We start from the raw sequence: 17,266 nt of genomic DNA on the forward strand, positions 1-17,266 counted from the left end.
CAGTCTGAGCGGTCCATTCGCACTTGGCTCAAGCGTGATGTACTCACGTGCGTCACCCACGTCCGATCCTCGGTGCCCGAGCTCTTCTTTTGTTCGCGTCTCTTTTGCGATGACTACTCCGGCGGCGAGTTGCCTAAATCGTGGCAGACGAATCGCTGGAGAGACGCAGCGCCTCCCAAAGATCGACCTCTCTGCGAGCTTTTTCGTCGCCTATGGCTCCATTCCGAAAAATTTCTGCGCGCAAATGCAGTAACCTAGGAAATTGCTGAGGGTTCAGCGCTCTTGAACGATGGATGCGAGTGGCATTGATGCGAGAACTGGCCGGCGATCTCAATTCCCAGCTAGTTTTACGGACTTAAACGTTGAGCGACCGCGCATAAAATGTTCGACCATTCCGCGAGCGCCTCTCCGCCCAGAATCAGGCCCACCACTGCATGGAGGGAGTACCTGATCCTGGCTAGAAGCTTCACCTCGTCAGCCTGCCTCCTACCGCCGGTTGGATCTCTCAGTTCGAAGGCACGGCAGCCGCTGATATGAGCCAAGCACGCAAGCCAGAGACGTTTCGTGGCGATGAGATCACCGCGCCGCTCCGCCATATTACCTTTCGTCGCATCTGGCTTGCGGGCCTTCTGTCGAATATGGGGGCTCTGATTCGCAGCGTCGGAGCTGCCTGGGCGATGACGCAAATGACGTCTTCGGCCGACATGGTCGCGCTCGTTCAGACAGCGCTGACGCTTCCAGTTATGCTGATTGCAATGCCGGCCGGCGCAATCGCAGACATGCATGACCGCCGGATCGTGTCGCTCATCTCACTTGGAATTGCACTCACCGGAGCCGGTGTGCTAGCCGTGCTTGCATGGCTCAATATGGTCACGCCGCTTCTGCTGCTGGCGCTTTGCTTCGTGGTTGGCAGCGGCGTGGCGCTCATGGATCCGACGTGGCAATCTTCGATAAGTGAGCAGGTGCCGCCCGACGCACTGCCCGCCGCCATTGCCCTGAACAGCATCAGTTACAATATCGCGCGCAGCGTTGGCCCAGCGCTCGGCGGCATCGTCGTTGCTACCGCGGGCGCAGTGGCCGCATTCGCAATAAACGCGCTTCTATATTTGCCGTTAATGCTCGCGCTTTTCTTTTGGAAACGGGTCGCCGAACCTTCCCGGCTGCCGCGTGAACAGTTCAGTCGCGCGATCGTCTCCGGCGTTCGATACATCACCAATTCTCCTTCCATTAAGATCGTGTTGGTCCGGTCCATGGTGACTGGCGTCGTCGGAGGTGCGATCATCGCCCTGATGCCGATAGTTGCGCGGGATCTCCTGCATGGTGGCGCGCAGACCTACGGCCTTCTGCTGAGCGCCTTTGGCATTGGCGCGGTGATCGGCGCACTTTACATCCCCGAAATGCGCAAGCGCTTGAGTGGCGAGGCGGCCATTCGCGCCTGCACGCTGTCGATGGGTGGAAGCCTTCTCGCCGTGGCGCTGTGCCGCGGCCTGGTCTTGACCGCGACCGCATTGGTGCTGGCCGGGGCCGTGTGGATGATGGTATGGGTGCTCTTTAACGTCGGTGTGCAGCTGTCGGCGCCCCGCTGGGTTGCCGGACGCTCGCTGGCGGCTTATCAGGCGGCCGGATCAGGCGGGGTTGCCATCGGCAGTTGGGGATGGGGCAACCTGGCTGATGCCGCTGGTGTGGAAACTGCGCTCCTGATATCGGGCGCCTTGATGCTACTCTCACCTCTGTTAGGGCTCTGGTTTCCCATGCCGCGTATAGGCGCGCGTGGTGAAGAAGCCGAGCCCCTCGAAGATCCCGATGTGCGGCTGGACTTAAGCGGCCGAAGCGGCCCGTTGGTAGTTGAAATCGAGTATCGAGTTGCGCAGGAGAATGCGCGCGCGTTCCACAACGCCATGCAAGCAGTGCAGCTATTCCGTCAGCGCAATGGCGCGTATGGGTGGTCGATCGCGCGCAACATTGCCGATCCGGAATCCTGGACGGAGCGCTACCACTGCCCGACGTGGTTCGACTACCTCCGTCAACGTAACCGTGCGACACAATCGGAGCGCGCGCTGGAGCGTGGGGCGGCAGCTTTTCACATAGGCCCCGAGCCTATACGGGTTCGTCGCATGCTGGAGCGCCCGTTTGGATCCGTGCGCTGGAAGGAGGATAACGCCAACTATTCCGAGGATGACGCCCTGCTCCATGAGAATATCCCCGGCAGGAGCCGATAGCCGCGGCCTCTTGAACGAATGCCGTGAGCGACAGCTTTGGCAATCCATCTATGGGCGTGATGGCAATCGAAGGCTATCTTCTCTGCGAGCTGAACCGACTTCCGCGCCAGCGTGGTCCGGAGACCGAGCTCAAGGGCTGTCCCCCCTAAAATCGGCTGCTGTCTCGGGCTTTTGGCTTCCTCCGTGTGCTCCCCCTTCCATTCCAAGAGAAGTGCGAACTCTCGAAACAAAACGCTGAATACCGGGATTGATACCCTGAAGTACAATCGGGATTCTTCTAGGAAATCGATACTCTCCAGTAACGACCTAACCGAGCTCAGAACCAAGGCGGGCGAAGGACAACACTGCGGGTCATCCCGGGCTCGATCGTCGGAGCTCGGATGCGTGCTAGTTGAGATACCCAGTTATGCTGCATGAACTCTCCCAAGGAAATTGTCCAGCTCGCGCTTCAGCCGAGAGCTTTCCTCAGACAGCAGTTCGGCTGACCTCAGCACCTGCATCGAAGCCCCTCCGGTTTCCTTTGCGCGATGGGTAACATCGCTGGTGCTTGCCGCGACCTGATTCGTCCTGGTGGCCGCTTCCTGCAAATTGAACGCGATATTCTCGCTCGTCGTCTTCTGTTTCCCGATGGAGGCAACGACACTCGTGGCGATCTCCGAGATACGACCAATGATCGTGCCCGTTTCGGTAATCGCACCGACCGCTTCAGTGGTCAGGGCCTGAATGCCGCCAATTTGCTCACTAATCTCAAGAGTCGCTTGCGCAGTTTGCGTCGCCAGGGATTTGACCTCCTGCGCTACAACCGCAAAACCTTTGCCCCGATCGCCGGCGCGGGCGGCTTCGATTGTGGCATTCAACGCGAGCAAGTTGGTCTGCCGCGCAATCGCTGCGATCAGCTGAACGACGCTGCCGATTCGTTCGGCTGCAGCGGCCAACCCAATCACATGCTGATCGCTGAGTTCAGTTTTATGAACCGCTTCCCGCGCCATATCGGAAGCTTCCTCGACCTGGCGGCCGACATCGGCAATGGTTGCCGCCATTTCGGTTGTCGAAACCGCAACGCGTTGAACGTTGGCGGACGCCTCCTCTGATGAGCTCGCAACTTCGATCGAGAGCTGCTGGCTGTAATCAGCGGATCCAGTAAGGCTTCGTGCCGACGCTTCAAGTTGTCTGGAAGCGGCCGAGACGGTATCGATCACCTGCCCTACGGCCGCTTCGAATTCGCCCGCGAGCCGAGCGATGTCTGCTTTGCGCTGATCGGCAGCCGTTTGATCCCGTTCGGCCTTGGCGTCGAGCTCAACCTGCATCTTCTCGCGCGCTCTCAGCTTGAATTTCTCTACCGCTTCGGCCATCTCGCCCAGTTCATCTCTTCGGCCAAGACCTGGTAAAACCACGTCGAATTGCCCCTCACCTAGCTGGTGCATGGCCGCCGCCATCAAGGCGACGGTTCTTGCGATGCGCTGGCCAAACAGCAAGGCAAGCAGTCCGACGGCCAGCGTTGCCAGCCCAACGCCCCAGACCATCTTCCGGCGAATCTCTTCTGCTCGCATTTCCGCAACCCGGGAATACGCGTCAGCATCGGTCATGATCCTCACGATTGCCGGTCGAATGCGATCATAGATCTGTCCGAGATCGCTCACCTGATCGGCCAGCGTTTGCTGGGTCACCATGAACGACACAAAGTTCTCCTTGTAAGCGCGGACAAGCCTGAGGATCTCGGACTTCTCGTCTGCAGGCAGGCTGGTCCGAGCAAGCTCTGTTTCGAATTCGGTCTCGCGGTCGGTCAGCTGATCGCCGTACTTCTCATCGCCCCTTAAGATGAAGTCCTTTTCGTGCCGACGCATCATCAGCATCAGGATCGTGAGGCGGGGCTCGCTCACGTCGATCAGCCGTTGCTCGGCCGCGTGCACGGCCTTGCGCAGCTTACCCTGAAAACCCTCATCTTCATTGAAGCCGAGGTTGCGTTGCGCCGCGACGACGTTCTGAAAGCGAGTCGCATAGAGATTGATGATTGGCTGCAGGGCGGCTGCCTGCCTGAGCGGGCTATTGTCCGGTAAAGCGCTCGCCAATACCTGGAGGCGAGTTAAGTTTGCGAGCTGATGCTCGTGATGATCGGCATGCCTCTCGATCAACTTTTCAGTCGGCCTGCGGAGGAAGTCGCTCGCAATTTGGCCGGATTCCAGGAAGCTTTGTGATAACGATACGACAATCGCCTTCAGTTCGTTGCTAGCGATCGACTCTCGCTGGACGAGGCTCGCATAGCTCCAAGCGCCAATGCAGATTGCAGCCGTGACAAGGACGCCGAAAATTCCGAGCAGTGTCATCTGCTCTCGCAGTCCAATTCGCAGTGCGCTGCGGATCGGCGATCTCTGACGACGGGCGGTGGCAAAGCCGCTCATTTTTGTCGGTTGATTCATGAGTTGATCCTGCAGGTGGCGTGCTGGTTGGCACCACAAGTACATATTCACGTTGAGCGACGCTTGGCTCGATTTGCTTCACTCGGTCGATAACAAGCCGCTGCCTAGTTTAGATTGATTTCGAAATTCTGAACCCGTGCACGAAAGCGCGGGCAACTGCAGCAATAAGATTTTCTGCTTCGATCGAGCGCACGCAGGTGCGTATCCAGGTTCGACGGATGAGCGTTGAGCGCGCAACGGAAACGCTGCAGCGGAAGCCTCTTTTGCGCATAAAACATGCGAAATGAGCAGCGAAATCGCAGACAACAAGCGTGAAAAACGGGTACTCGAATGTGGGACTTGCGCGGTCGGACCAGTCAGCGCAAGTCCTGGAGTACTCGCTGAGTGATCGATTCACTCACTTCGATACTCCCTCAGTCGCCTCCTTTGGGGCGTTTCCTCCCTGACTTGGCCGTGCGAAATCCTCGCACGGCCATTTTCATGGCTGATCGAGACGCCCAGACTACTGGAGATGATCTGGCCGGCACAAGCGCGAGTGTACAGGCTTCCGCGGATTTCCTTTCCGATGCCTGCTGCTTCTCCAGACGCTAGTGGCCGCGTCGTTAGCAGGAATGCAGTCAAAAGCGGCATGTGTCCGCAAGCGTGACGGCTTGCAGTGGGGATCTCACCCTTCAATGGGATTGCGTCATTAAACTTTGAATGGTGGCAGGCCGTCGTCCTTCGTGTAAGCATCAACAAAGAAAGGATGACTTGGCGGAAAGTGCCCCGAGGCGGAGCGCCTAGGCCGGCCTGTGATTATTGCCGATGTCTCCGGCAGTTGATACTTCCGTGACATGCTTTGAAGCAGAAATCCAATTTGAATGAGAGATCTTAGCCGGTGGCTGCTTCCGGCCTGCGCAATGCCGGTGCCACATTACACTGCTCGTGCCCGGCGGAGCCATTTCTGGTCGGTCTCCTGGCGCTGCTTTAAGCGAGCGACACATCTCTTCGAGCAAAGGGGCGTTCGCCAGGAGTAGTACCGGATTAGTCCGAACTTTCCGCCGCATATGGCGCAGCACCTTGGTGAGCGATGATAGAATGAATGGGGGCTGTTGCTCATTATCGCCTCCGGTCGGCGTTATGTGGATTGCTCGCTTTGCATTTTCGTCGCGGCAGCGCCACGCGCGCACCTGCAGTGCGGCATCAGGATGCCCGGGCTCGCGACATTTACGGATACCAGGCGCAAAGAGATTGACTCTGTTGTGCGCCTCCTTGGCAAGGAGCGCGCTCCTTCCGAGGCGCTTCGCCGAGATTTTCAAATTGTATCGCCTATCCGATCTTATTTCATGCAATCAGCGCGGCGCCGACGGATAAATCCTGCACCTTGAGACCTTTCACTGAGGAATTTCGGCCGATCAAGTTTGCACACCACGGGCTCGGCAGCTTCAGCTAAGGTATCGACATGCGCAGGCAGCCTTGGGTTGTGCCATGGCAGTATCCAAATGCCTTCTGCCCTAGGCTGAAGTTCAGGCCCAGCATCGATTCTGCTGCAGCACGACAAACGATGCCGGTGAGTCCGCGCATCCGCTCCTTACAGAAAGTCTGAAGCCTCGAACCGAGCTCCGCGGGATGACCGGTATTCCTCCTGATCGAGCGCTATGATTTTCTGGTCGACGAATCGACAACTCCCAGGCACTAAATTCGCACAAGTCTGGCCACGTGAATCCGACTCTATCGTGTTCCAGCTGTGTTCAATGTACCATTTGCCACTACCACGGGATGGGCATGCAGAGGCTTCGCTGGCGTCCGCCAGAACGAGATCGGCGGTGGGCCGTTTGAGTGCAGCGAGACTTGGTCGAATCTATTCAGGTTTGCGTGCTGGATTGACCTTGAGGAGCCTTCCGGGCGCACGCGCCCCAAGCGTCGGGTCGGGGCTCACCTGCACCAGCATCTTGCCGAAATTGTCGCCGCGTAGCATCTCGACGAAAGCTGTTGGGATGGTTTTCAGTCCCTGGCGGATGTCCTCTCGGTACCTGATCTTACCTGTGGTCACCTGGGGCGCGACATAGGCCAGCATCTCGTCATGTTTTGCGGCGAACTCGCTGACCGAAAGGCTCTTTACCGTCACACCCCGCGCATTGAAGATCGGTTCGCCCAGCTTCATCAGCGCCGCGCGGTTGTCGACGCCACCGTCTCTATCGCCATAGTATGCGATGAGGCCGCAGATGGTCATCCGCGAGGCCTGATTGAGCAGCGGCAGCACCGCCTCGAACACTTTGCCGCCCACATTCTCAAAATAGACGTCAATGCCGGCAGGGCAGGCGGCGGCGAGATCCTCCGTCAGGGTCGGCGAAAGGTGCGAGAGGCAGGCATCGAAACCCAACTCCTCCGTCACGAACTTGCATTTGGCGTCGCGCCCGGCGATTCCAATCACCCTCGCACCCCGCTGCTTGGCGAGCTGGCCGGCGATCTGGCCGACCCCGCCGGAAGCCGCCGAGACCACAACCGTCTCGGCCGGCTTGGGCGAGGCCATCAGGTCCATACCGGCATAGGCGGTCAGTCCCAGCATGCCTAGGACGCCCACCGCCTGCGAGATGCGTCCTAGTGACGGGTCGAGCTTGCGCGGTACCATGTAGTCCGGCCGCCAGATTCCCTCGCCCATTAGGGCGTACTCGGTCCAGCCGTTGGTGTTGAATACGAAGTCGCCGGCCTCAAACCCGTTCATCCGGCTCTCGATCACCTGAGAGACGGTGCGCGCATGGCAGGGCGCGCCGGCCGGCCCGGTTCGCTCCCGCTGGTAATACAACTGATAGGGATCGAGAGATACATAAATTGTCCGGGTCAGCGCCTGGCCCAAACCGGGGGGCGGGACCTTGCTTTCCTTCAGCGCGAACGCGCTCTCCCGTGGCCACGCCGGCACCGCCTCGTCCGCCAAGGTCCAGTATCGATTTCTCATGAATCGGCAATTCCCTTTTGGCCGACAGCCCTTCGTGATGAGGTTTCGCTCTTAGTCCCTCTTTCAGAACTTGAAGGCTACGGTCTCAGATCGACCGCCTCTCGGCTCTCAGCTGAAAGGTGAGCTTTACGCAAGAAATGTGCAGCTAAAAGCAGCAACGTTGTAAGGATGATTGTTAGGGTTGACACGGCCGCGATCGTGGGATCGATCTGGTAGCGCAGATCGTCCCACATGCGCCGCGGTAACGTGATCGAACCGGATCCTGACAGAAACAGAGCCACGATGACCTCGTCGAATGACGTGATGAAGGCGAACAGGGCACCAACGAGAACGCCCGGTCGGATGAGCGGCAGCGTTATTTGCCACAATGTACCGCCAGGCGTTGCGCCCAGACTGAAGGCCGCCTGCTCGAGCCTAGGATCGATTCCGGCGAGGCTGGCGCTCACGCTAGTCACGACAAACGGTACAGCAAGGCAAGTGTGCGCCAGCACGATTGCCCAAGGCGAGCCCACGAGGGCATAGCGCGAGAACGCGTAGTAGATGCCGATCGCCATGACGATCCCCGGTACGATCATGGGCGAAAGGATTAGGGCCATGGCAACCGTTCGCGGCGCACGCGGCAAACGAGCAATGCCGATCGTGGCAAGCGTACCAAGAATGGAGGAAAGCGCCATGACAGCTGTGGCGATCCAGACGCTCAGCCAGGTGGACTGAATCCAATCTGCACTGCCAAAGTAAGCCTCATACCATCTCAAGCCAAAGCCGGGCGGAGGGAAAGTGAGATAAGATGCCGAGGAGAAGGAAACAACGAAGACCACGAGAATGGGTGCGGCCAGGAAGAGCAACACGAGTGTAACAATCATTGGAAGAAGAAGCGGGGTGGCGATCATGATTTTGTCGTCCTAAGAGCGTTGCTCACGCCGGGCACTAGCTGTCCAATGCCAATCATTGCCAGCGCGAGCGCCAGGAGAACGGCGGAAAGAGTCCCGGCATAACCCCAGTTGAGTTGCTCGACCTCTTGGGCAATCAGCATCGACAGCGTAATATCGCTTGAGCTTCCGACCATCGCGGGCGTGATGTAGAACCCAAGCGCCAGGACGAACACCAGCAGCATTCCGGCCGCTACGCCCGGCATTGACAAAGGAAAGATGACTTGACGGAAAGTGCCCCACGGCGTGGCTCCAAGGCCCCAGGCGGCTCGTGGCAATGAGGGATCGATCTGTCGCAACGCATTCGCGATCGGCAGGATCATGTAGGGGAGCAGGATGTGGATCATCGCGATCTGAGTCGCCATCGTCGTATTGAGAAGCTTTAGTGGCTGGTCAATTAGGCCAAGCGCCAGCAGAGCCTCATTGATCACGCCATGACGGCCAAGCAGCACCATCCACGCATAGCTGCGTACAAGAACCGACGTCCAGAACGGTAGCAGGATCACCATCAAGATGAGAGGGGCAGTCGAGCGGGCACGCGACAATGCGAGCGCTACCGGATACGCCAGTACTACGCAGCCGAACGTGACAGCCAGCGAGGTTCCGAGCGTGATCCAGAAGACTTTGAGAAAGACTGCGTCGCCGGCAAGCGCAGCGTAGTGATCGAGCGACCAGCTGGGGTCGTTGAGGCTCCGCAACAGCATTGCCACGACCGGCATGGCGTAGACAACCGCCATGTAGACAAGCAGCGGACTTGCGAGCAGCCACGGAATGGCCCGTGTACGCGCGTTATTCCAATCGATTACGACGTTGCGCTTGTACCCGGGAGCCGAGGGGGGAGTCATGATCGGGACAGACATCCCGCACCTACACAAGAATGGTGTCTGCGACGGACCAAGTAATCTCCGCGCTCTCGCCAACCGCTCTGCGGCGGATCATGGCACCCGACGCTTCATTGAGCACCATTGATCCGCCACTATCGGAACTCAGCACGTATCGCCAGCGCTCGCCCGCGAACACGGCTTCAGTTACCGTGACATTCAAACAGTTGGCGGATGACGCCCTTTCGGTAGTGCTGTCCGCAAAACGCAGACGCTCGGGCCGTATCGTCACGCTAACCTCAGCTCCGATCGCCGGACGCTGGGAGGTGACGGCCCGCACCAGCACGCCCTGGCATTTGGTTACAACAACGTCACCCTCCAAGCCACACACGACCGCAGGCAAGAAGTTGGATTGGCCGATGAATCCCGCTACGAAACGATTGCAGGGCCTGTCATAGAGATCCACCGGTCGACCTATCTGGGCTATCTTCCCCTCGTTCATGACAGCGATGCGGTCAGACATGATGAGGGCCTCGTCCTGATCGTGGGTGACAAGGATGAAGGTGATTCCCAGCTCGGCGTGCAGGCGCCGCATCTCGATCTGCAAATCTTCGCGCAGCTTCTTGTCGAGCGCACCGAGCGGCTCGTCCATCAAGAGTAGGCGCGGTTTAAAGACGATAGCCCGCGCGACCGCCACGCGCTGCTGCTGCCCCCCGGACAGCTGGCGCGGATAGCGCTCGCCATACGTCGACAGCTGTACCAGCTCGAGCGCCTCGCTCACCAGTCTAGCCCTCTCCGCCTTTGGCACGCCTCGCTGCTTCAACGAGAAGCCGATATTCTCGGCCGCGGTGAGATGCGGGAATAGGGCGTAGTTCTGGAATACCATTCCGATATTGCGGCGATAGGGCGGCATCGCCGTTACCGATGCCCCATCAATGGCGATGTCGCCAATGCTGGGAGACTCGAAGCCCGCGATCATCATGAGCGTCGTAGTCTTGCCGCAGCCACTGGGGCCCAGCAAGGTAAGAAATTCACCAGACCGAATGTCGAGCGACACTCCTGCGACTGCAGTAACACCGCCGTAACTCTTCACCAAATTGGTCAGCGACACCGAAGCGCCGCGGACACGATTGTCATCCCCGGACCGAGCCGGAAAACGTAACGCTTGCTCCATAGTGTCCCTTTAAAGAGTCGCTTAGGCGCTTGCCAACGGTGGCACCGACCTAGCCCAACAACCATTTGTTGAACTTGGCCTGGACGATGTCCCGGTTCTCGATCCACCACTCTACATTTGAGAAGACAAGCTGCTTCTTGTTCTCGGGCGCACTCGGCAGCATCGCGAGCCGCTGCGGCGGGATGTACTCGTTGGCGCCTTCATTGGTATTGCCATACGGGATCAACATAGCGAAACGCGCCTGCGGAATTGGCATGGTAGAGTAGGCCAACAGTTTCATCGCGTTGGCTTTGTTCTTAGCGCCTTTGAGGATGCCCCAAGCATCCCGCTTTAAGAGTCCTTGATTCCAGCAAATTGCTGCCGGCACTCCCTGCTCCTGCAAGGCGGACATGCGGCCATTCCAGACCGTGGTCATAACGATCTCACGGTCGCTCAGCATCTGCGGCGGCTGGGCACCGGTGGTCCACCACTTGGCCACGCTTTTTCTAATCTTGTCGTAGCTCGCCAGCGCCTTCTCGATATCGAGCGGATAAAGTTTATCCGCAGGCACTCCCGCAGCCATCAGCGCGAATTCGATCTCTGGCGGTCCGCCGGCGCCGATACCATACATGGCCCGATCGCCGGGGAATCTATTCGTGTCCCAAAAATCGCCCCAGCTTGCAGGCACTGCGCCTTTGAAGGCATCGGTGCGGTAAGCCATCACTTGGGCAAATGTATTCATCTCGACGCCAAAGCCGAAGCGATATTCCTTGCCGAGGCCGTCGTCGATCAGGGAGTAGTCAATACTCTCAAAATAATCCCCGACCTTCATCAACTTCAAGATGTCGCCACGACCAAGATTGACCAGATCCCACTCTAGATTGCCAGTCTCGACCATCGCCTTGGCTTTCGCGGTGTCAGCAGTCGGAAACGTGCGGACTTTGATGCCAGTCGCTTTCTCGAATGGCTCAAACCACGCCTTGAGCTGCGCTTCAGCCGTTGCACCACCGTAATTGGCGATACGGACTTCTCCTGATCCCTTCAGGATGTCTGGCACATTCGCCTGCTCGGGCAAGGCAGGCTGGGCACCTGCCAAGCGGATGACAAACGGAGCTCCAACACCGGCCGTGATCAGGCGTATTGCGCGGCGGCGGTTGATGGTGTGAACTGGATATTGAGCCATGAATTGCCCCTTCGTTTCTCGGAACAGCTTTGCTATCGCCCTAATAGATTACGCTTCGCGCACGGCTGAACCTGCTACGATTCGAAAGCGATTATGCTCGAAGCAAATAACTACCACTCGTCCAACATCGCATTCCTCCCCTCTTGGGGGGCCACGAGCAGTTCGTTTATGCGAAGGTAAACGCGTGTCCGCGCATAAGAACAGCGAAAACTCTCGGAGGTTGAAGAAATTCTGCAAAATCAGGACCTCCCTGACGCCAGGCAGGTCGCAAGACAGGAAGCAGCAGGTCTTTCTGATGACCATCCCGCGGCGTTCATCGCCCTCCCTCGATGCCGACGGCACGGCGGAATCAGCGAGCGCCCGAAACCAGAATCCCAAAACGCAAAAAGCGCGCCGCAATACCTGGCTTCCTGCGAAAACGAATACTTCTGCCCATCTCTTAGGCCGATCTGAGTTCTTCGCGAGCGACCGGTTAGGTTCGGCGACATGCGGCGCGCCTGCCGGATCATCCCATCGGGCGTATCCATGAGCTCCTGTCTTAAAACTAGCGCCCTCCGTGCGCCCCTTCGCCGTCCGAGCGCAATCAGCGTGGCTAGCGCGACAGAATAGTCTTGCTTGCCGAGGGCCGGCCTTCCGCCGGCACTGCGCGCGATATGAAGCGCTCATACATAATGAGCTGTCCGTAGCTTTGGGTTACACGGTCACTCAGAGCGTCGGCTTGAGTGCATAGAACCTAAGTGAGATCTCGATCGTCTTTACCGCGATCAAGGCTTCCTGCCAAACGGCGCAATACCTCCTCGATCGCATGCGGGCGGCCTCAGCCTAATGGGCCGCTACATTGCGCCAGGGGCGTTCTTGGAATCGCCACGCGCGAGATGAAAAGGGTACGCCTCCGACGAGGACCGTCTTGCGTGACGGGTGGTAATTCGCGAAGCGTGTGACCTTAAGTCTAGCTTTAAGGTCATCAGGCGATGCCGGTCGAGTTTTGGGCGGGCTCGAGCGGCGGCGGCGTTGGTCGCAGGACGACAAGGCACGGATTGTCGAGGAGACGCTGGCACCGGGCGCGAAGGTAACTGAGGTTGCGCGGCGCAACGGAGTAGCGGCCAGCCTGGTGTTTACCTGGCGTCGCCAAGCACGGACATCGGAACAAGTTGCACCATCTTTTACGCCGGTGCAGATCGCCGCCGTAGCAGCCTCGGCTGAAGAAACTCCGAAGCTTTTGCCTACGGTTGATGGCCGAGTTCGTTCGGCGGCAGCTGCGCGTACTGGATTGATAGAGATCGATCTCGGCAACCGACGGTGCATCCGGGTGGATGCGCACGTCGATCCGGAGGCGTTGGCGCGGGTCCTCGATGTGCTTGGACGCCGATGATTTCTGTACCAGGGAATGTGCGAGTGTGGCTGGCTACAGGCTACACGGCCTCCAAGTGCAGGAGGTGCTGCACAAAGAACCGCTTAGCGGTCATTTGTTTGTCTTCCGTGGTCGCCGCAGCGATCTTGTGAAGGTGATCTGGCACGATGGTCAGGGAGCCTGCTTGTTCACAAAAAAACTCGAGAGAGGAAAGTTTATCTGGCCATCGGTTGCCAGTGAAGCGGTAACGATCTCGCTGGCGCAGTTGAGCTACCTGCTGTCCGGGATCGATTGGCGCAATCCGCAAGAAAACCCAGCGCCCGACGCGGGTCGGATAATCGTTTTGGGTTTGAATCTGATGCTCGATCTGATTCAATGGCTTCATGACATCGAAGCCGGACGATCTTCCGTCGGATCTCGCAAGCGCCTACCTTGCGCTGCTGGCCGAGCGCGAGGCGTTGCAGGCTGAACGCGATGTGGCAGTCGCGGATGCCGCCAACGCGCGGGCGGAGCTATCGGACAGCGAGGTGCTGATCGCTCATCTTGAGCTACGGATCGAGAAGCTCAAACGCGAACTGCACGGGCAGCGCTCCGAGGGCACGGCGCGGCTACTCGAGCAGTTGGAATTGGAGCTCGAAGAACTCGCCACCACGGCGACCGAGAATGAGCTGGCTGCGCAGGCTGCCGCGGCAAAAACCCAGAGCGTGAGCGCCTTCACGCGCAAGCGGCCGGTGCGCAAACCGTGGCCGGACGACATCGAACGTGAGCGCGTCGTCATCAAGGCTCCAACGACCTGCGCCTGCTGCGGCGGATCGCGGCTGGCGAAGGTCGGCGAGGATGTGACCAAGACGCTGGAGGAGATTCCGCGTCGCTTTAAGGTCATCGAGACGGTACGCGAGAAGTTCACCTGCCGCGATTGCGAGAAGATCAGCCAGCCGCCGGCACCGTTCCATGCGACGCCCCGCGGCTTCATCGGCCCACAATTGTTGGCGACGATTTTGTTCGAAAAAATCGGCATGCATATCCCGCTCAACCGCCAGAGCGTGCGCTTCAAGGCCGAGAAGATCGATCTGCCGCTGTCGACGCTGGCCGACCAGGTCGGCCACGGAACCTTCGCCGTCATGCCGCTGTTCCAGCTGATCGAGCGTCATGTGCTCGCGGCCGAGCGCCTTCATGGCGACGACACCACCATCCGCATCCCGGCGAAGGGCAAATGCACGACCGGCCGGATCTGGACGTATGTGCGGGATGACCGGCCGTTCGCCGGGCCTGCGCCGCCGGCGGGGGTCTATTATGCCTCGGGCAATCGACGGGGCGAAAATCCTCAGAGGCATCTGGCCGCCTTCGTCGGCATTCTACAGGCGGATTGCTATGGCGGCTTCGAGCCGTTGTTCGACCCAAAAAGGAAAGCAATGCCGATCACGCCGGCATTTTGCCTGGCCCATGCGCGGCGGGGGTTCTTCGAGCTGGCTGACATCGAGAAAGCCGCCCGGGAAGGCAAGGGCAAACCGGTCTCTCCGATCGCGCTGGAGGCGGTCAGGCGTCTGGATGCGTTGTTCGAGATCGAGCGCGCCATCAACGGCCGTAGCGCCGACGAGCGGCGTGCCGTGCGCCAGGAGCGGAGCAAGCCGCTGCTCGACGACATGCACGACTGGCTGCTCCGCGAGCGAGAAAGCCTCTCGCGCTCCGCCGAGGTCCTGAAGCCCATGAACTACATGCTTAAGCGCTGGGACGACTTCGTCCGCTTCCTCGACGATGGCAGGATCTGCTTGACCAACAATTGCGCTGAGCGTGCATTGAGAGGCATTGCCTTGGGACGGCGCAACTGGACCTTGGCTGGCAGCTAGCGTGGCGCCGATCGTGCAGCTATCATGCTGACGATGATCACGACCTGTCGCCTCAACGACGTCGATCCCAAGGCTTGGCTCGCCGACGTCCTCGCCCGGATCGCTGATCTTCCCACCTCGCGTCTGCGCGAACTGCTGCCCTGGGAATGGAAGCTCCTGCACGAAGCCGGCAAGTCCGCCAATCAGCAAGCCGCCTGACCCTTCACGCAACGCCATCGTAGAACTCGCCGTGCTCGCGCGCATGCGTCAATCAGGCGGCCTTCGTCGTATGCGTACTGAAAAGGTGAGTTCAGACCAACTGAAACTCGATCATCTGTACCAGCTCGGGGCTGGCGGGACTAACGTCGATGCACGCGCGAGCTGCGAGCCGGCCAGCGCACCGCCAGCGGGTCCCAAAGCGGTGCAAACGATTGCATGGTAAGCGTCGCTTTCAGGCTACGGCTTGGAGGGCTTGAGCGCGGTAGGCAGCCTTGGGCAGTAGCTGGTCGATGTCGCGGTTTGGATGCTCGTTGACGATCCTGGTCGTTTGGTCATGCATAGCCAGTAATGACCGAAATCGCGGCCCACGCATGACGACGAGCACTCATTGATCAGTGTCGCAAGTCGCGGAAGATTCGCCAGTTGTGGCCGTGACCAGCTTTTGCAATCAACCAGTGCTATGTGGTCTCATTGGGCAAGAAGTTACCGTGCAACCAACCGGCGGAATCAGACCTATATGCTTGAGCGAGTTCCTGAAACTTCGGAGCCCACCGTTAATGCTGGACGAGATCCGCGCCTGTTTGGGAAACCGGACACGGGCATAGGCCGCAACGGACTTTCCGGGATTTCGAAGAAGCGCAATGTCGTCTCAAGAGCGGCGCTCAGGATATCAGCCGATTGAATTTGCGGTCAGCGCAGAACCGAGCGCGCGCTGGCGGGACAGCCCGTATGAGCGCTGGCCTGCCGGGCAAGATGAGCGCTTACACCTTTATCGAGGTTAACGTTTCGTGAAGGCCGCTTGCGAATGACTGCACCCGGTGCAGAGGTGAGCCGACCGATCAAGCAAAGTATACAAAGAACCGAGCCTCGATGCTCTCACGAGGCTTCGCATTGGGAACAGCGCGACGATTATCAAATCCTGTGTGCGGTGCCTGGGCATTGCAGCTTATCTCGGAGTCATACCCCTTAAACAGGATAACTTCGTCCGGCGCCATCTCGGGGAAGTAGTACCAGCGGTGAAGCGGATTATGGTGAAGAACGGCACTCTTCCATTCGCTGCCCGTATCTGAGGTGTAGTCGTGCACGACAATGTCAGCGTCCGGAACGGTAGAGTGATCGCAAACCGTTAAGAGATTATCTTGCGGAGGAGGCGAGACAGCCCGCCAAGCTTGAATGAGCATCAACCGGGAATAAGATCGAATGGGAATGCCCAGCGTTTGATTCTCACGCGCGGCTACCATAGGGACGGAGATCGACGCATAGTCGATGTGAGCCATTCCGGCAGCCCCCCTCACTCCTGGAGCGGCACTTTGAGCGGCAGAACGAACAATAACGCCATCTCGTTTCGGTACTACCCATGACGCATTAAAATAGTTCTTGATGAAGGGAACCATCTCATCCAAATATCTGGCGCCCATGCCCTCTGCGTTTAGCTCGTTTGCACACGAGGTCTTGTGCTTGACTAAAACAAAGCCCTCCTTGTCAAGCGATAGCTCATTCACGATGGGCCGCGCGTCGCGGATGGTCACATCATAGTTGAGCATAGAGAGACTTTCGTATCTCGGAAACGAAACTTCCGTGGCCTTTTCCTCAGGCGATCGCCGAGCGAAGGCCATTTGCCCCTGCACGCACTCGAGACCGTCACGATTTACTCGCGCTGTCGACGAAGCTCGTTCCATATTGCCCATGGCTGTTTTTCTCCCTCGTCCGAGTTCCCTGATGAAAGATTATAGGCAAGAGAGCACGCTCAATTCCCGCGAAAAATTGCGCCTCTGTGCGGAAATTGTGCAAATATTCTCGCCATTTGCGTCGGTTTCAACGACAAACGCGTGAAGTAAGGAAGAACAATCATGCAGAGCAACTCAAGAGTGGCAAAATACAGCTCATTGGGGCGAGGCTGGCGACTGACTAGTCTCGCAGAGCTTCTCAATGAGCGATCAATTGTTCATCGCGATTGGCCGCTCGACATAAAAATAGCCGGATCCCGCTGAGCTCGCCTTCGCGCGTCCGCATCCCGATAGTGTGGGCGCCTCTATCGTGTACCGTTGTCCCCGTTCGGCGGTGCTCTCATCCATGATGGGATCGGATCGAGGGACGTGCGATACACCTCTGTGTTTTCCGCACTCGTGACCCGTACGGCGCAACCACTACCCTTAAGCTCGGGACGGACAATACATAATTCGGCCGCAAGCTGGTCAGCTCTATCGGAGGCG

General features: G+C 58.7%; 10 protein-coding genes and 1 pseudogene. 4 read left to right on the top strand and 7 right to left on the bottom strand.

Features of this window, described 5'->3' with window-relative positions; translation table 11 throughout:
* The first annotated feature begins 533 nt into the window (after positions 1–533).
* Positions 534–2,219, top strand: a complete 1,686-nt coding sequence (locus HZZ13_RS00080; protein ID WP_197957692.1) for an MFS transporter — start codon at positions 534–536, stop codon at positions 2,217–2,219.
* Between the two features lie 404 nt (positions 2,220–2,623).
* Here HZZ13_RS00080 and HZZ13_RS00085 read toward each other — a convergent pair whose 3' ends face one another.
* From HZZ13_RS00085 to HZZ13_RS00110, 6 genes are all read right to left on the bottom strand, one after another.
* Complete coding sequence (locus tag HZZ13_RS00085; protein WP_197957693.1) at positions 2,624–4,636, bottom strand: methyl-accepting chemotaxis protein; 2,013 nt, start codon at positions 4,634–4,636, stop codon at positions 2,624–2,626.
* Positions 4,637–6,476: 1,840 nt separating this feature from the next.
* On the bottom strand, positions 6,477–7,571 hold the full coding sequence (locus HZZ13_RS00090) for an NADP-dependent oxidoreductase (protein WP_197957694.1): 1,095 nt from the start codon (positions 7,569–7,571) through the stop codon (positions 6,477–6,479).
* Between the two features lie 77 nt (positions 7,572–7,648).
* Positions 7,649–8,461, bottom strand: coding sequence for an ABC transporter permease (locus tag HZZ13_RS00095; protein WP_197957695.1), 813 nt, complete (start codon positions 8,459–8,461; stop codon positions 7,649–7,651).
* Positions 8,458–9,360, bottom strand: coding sequence for an ABC transporter permease (locus HZZ13_RS00100; RefSeq protein ID WP_197957696.1), 903 nt, complete (start codon positions 9,358–9,360; stop codon positions 8,458–8,460). The genes HZZ13_RS00095 and HZZ13_RS00100 overlap by 4 nt, the downstream gene beginning before the upstream one ends.
* Before the next feature lie 7 nt (positions 9,361–9,367).
* On the bottom strand, positions 9,368–10,432 hold the full coding sequence (locus tag HZZ13_RS00105; RefSeq protein WP_311972568.1) for an ABC transporter ATP-binding protein: 1,065 nt from the start codon (positions 10,430–10,432) through the stop codon (positions 9,368–9,370).
* A gap of 112 nt (positions 10,433–10,544) precedes the next feature.
* Positions 10,545–11,657 carry an ABC transporter substrate-binding protein gene (locus HZZ13_RS00110; RefSeq protein ID WP_197957698.1) on the bottom strand — a complete coding sequence of 371 codons (1,113 nt, stop codon included), beginning with the start codon at positions 11,655–11,657 and terminating at the stop codon, positions 10,545–10,547.
* 937 nt (positions 11,658–12,594) lie between these two features.
* Here HZZ13_RS00110 and tnpA point away from each other — a divergent pair.
* The 3 genes and pseudogenes from tnpA to tnpC all read left to right on the top strand — a co-directional run bounded on the left by tnpA (position 12,595) and on the right by tnpC (position 15,053).
* The gene (tnpA, locus tag HZZ13_RS37100) at positions 12,595–13,029 is read left to right on the top strand and encodes an IS66-like element accessory protein TnpA (protein ID WP_376707002.1); all 435 of its coding nucleotides are present in this window, start codon (positions 12,595–12,597) and stop codon (positions 13,027–13,029) included.
* Positions 13,010–13,477, top strand: a complete 468-nt coding sequence (gene tnpB / locus HZZ13_RS37485) for an IS66 family insertion sequence element accessory protein TnpB (protein WP_376707003.1) — start codon at positions 13,010–13,012, stop codon at positions 13,475–13,477. Before tnpA ends, tnpB begins: the two co-directional genes overlap by 20 nt.
* Positions 13,392–15,053 (top strand): annotated as a pseudogene (gene tnpC, locus HZZ13_RS00125) (IS66 family transposase). Before tnpB ends, tnpC begins: the two are co-directional and overlap by 86 nt.
* Positions 15,054–15,892: 839 nt before the next feature.
* On the opposite strand, the gene HZZ13_RS00130 reads toward tnpC, so the two are convergent.
* Positions 15,893–16,741, bottom strand: a complete 849-nt coding sequence (locus HZZ13_RS00130; RefSeq protein WP_283817096.1) for a CmcJ/NvfI family oxidoreductase — start codon at positions 16,739–16,741, stop codon at positions 15,893–15,895.
* Positions 16,742–17,266: the final 525 nt, after the last annotated feature.

It is taken from the genome of Bradyrhizobium agreste (assembly GCF_016031625.1).
GTDB lineage: Bacteria > Pseudomonadota > Alphaproteobacteria > Rhizobiales > Xanthobacteraceae > Bradyrhizobium > Bradyrhizobium agreste.